Here is a 1,615-nt window from a genome sequence, read left to right on the forward strand (position 1 = left end):
TTATCCACCGCCGTCTAACCCCCACCCGGAAAATTTCTCTTTTCCTTTATATATATAATAATGTGTAGTTCTTTGTTTTGGTAATAGTTTAAAAAATCTTTCAAAAAAGTTGTGATATTATTTGGTTTGTATGTATATAAGTTAGTACTTTTGCACTCGCAAATACGGCGCGGGGTTCTCCTTAGCTGTTATTTAGCAAAAAAGTTAAGCGTTCTTTGAAATGGTTTCATAAGACAATAGAAGTACAAGGGCTTCTTTGTTGTATTGTTTTTCTGTAAGGTAAGATGATTCAACAGAGATGCAACCTGTCAATTTTATAATAGAATACGCGATAAGGGTTGGGATCGAACAGAGTAAGAAAAAGAAAAATATATTTACAATGAAGAGTTTGATCCTGGCTCAGGATGAACGCTAGCTACAGGCTTAACACATGCAAGTCGAGGGGCAGCATGTTGGTTGCTTGCAACCAATGATGGCGACCGGCGCACGGGTGCGTAACGCGTATCGAACCTGCCCTATACTCGGGGATAGCCTTGCGAAAGTAAGATTAATACCCGATGTTGTTATTTATTCGCATGTTTGAATAACGAAAGATTTATTGGTATAGGATGGCGATGCGTGGCATTAGGTAGTAGGCGGGGTAACGGCCCACCTAGCCGACGATGCCTAGGGGTTCTGAGAGGAAGGTCCCCCACACTGGAACTGAGACACGGTCCAGACTCCTACGGGAGGCAGCAGTGAGGAATATTGGTCAATGGACGAGAGTCTGAACCAGCCAAGTAGCGTGCAGGATGACGGCCCTCCGGGTTGTAAACTGCTTTTAGTTGGGAATAAAAAGAGGGACGTGTCCCTTATTGTATGTACCATCAGAAAAAGGACCGGCTAATTCCGTGCCAGCAGCCGCGGTAATACGGAAGGTCCGGGCGTTATCCGGATTTATTGGGTTTAAAGGGAGCGTAGGCGGGATGATAAGTCAGTTGTGAAAGTTTGAGGCTCAACCTTAAAATTGCAATTGAAACTGTTGTTCTTGAGTGCACGCAGGGGTGCTGGAATTCATGGTGTAGCGGTGAAATGCTTAGATATCATGAAGAACTCCGACGGCGAAGGCATGTGCCCGGAGTGCAACTGACGCTGAGGCTCGAAAGTGCGGGTATCAAACAGGATTAGATACCCTGGTAGTCCGCACAGTAAACGATGGATACCCGCGGTCCGCGATATACAGTGGGTCGCCAAGCGAAAGCGTTAAGTATCCCACCTGGGGAGTACGCCGGCAACGGTGAAACTCAAAGGAATTGACGGGGGCCCGCACAAGCGGAGGAACATGTGGTTTAATTCGATGATACGCGAGGAACCTTACCCGGGCTTGAACTGCAGCTGCATAAGACAGAGATGTTTTTTCCCTTCGGGGCTGCTGTGGAGGTGCTGCATGGTTGTCGTCAGCTCGTGCCGTGAGGTGTCGGCTTAAGTGCCATAACGAGCGCAACCCTTTTTCTTGTTTGCCATCAGGTAATGCTGGGCACTCCAAGGATACTGCCATCGCAAGATGTGAGGAAGGTGGGGATGACGTCAAATCAGCACGGCCCTTACGTCCGGGGCTACACACGTGTTACAATGG

At 47.6% G+C, this 1,615-nt stretch carries 1 rRNA gene; it reads left to right on the forward strand.

Going from position 1 to position 1,615, the window contains the following annotated elements:
- Positions 1 to 376 precede the first annotated feature (376 nt).
- Positions 377 to 1,615, forward strand: a 16S ribosomal RNA gene (locus ACJMM4_RS05585); the annotation flags it as partial.

The organism is Phascolarctobacterium sp., assembly GCF_045124115.1.
In the GTDB taxonomy this organism is placed as follows: domain Bacteria; phylum Bacillota; class Negativicutes; order Acidaminococcales; family Acidaminococcaceae; genus Phascolarctobacterium_A.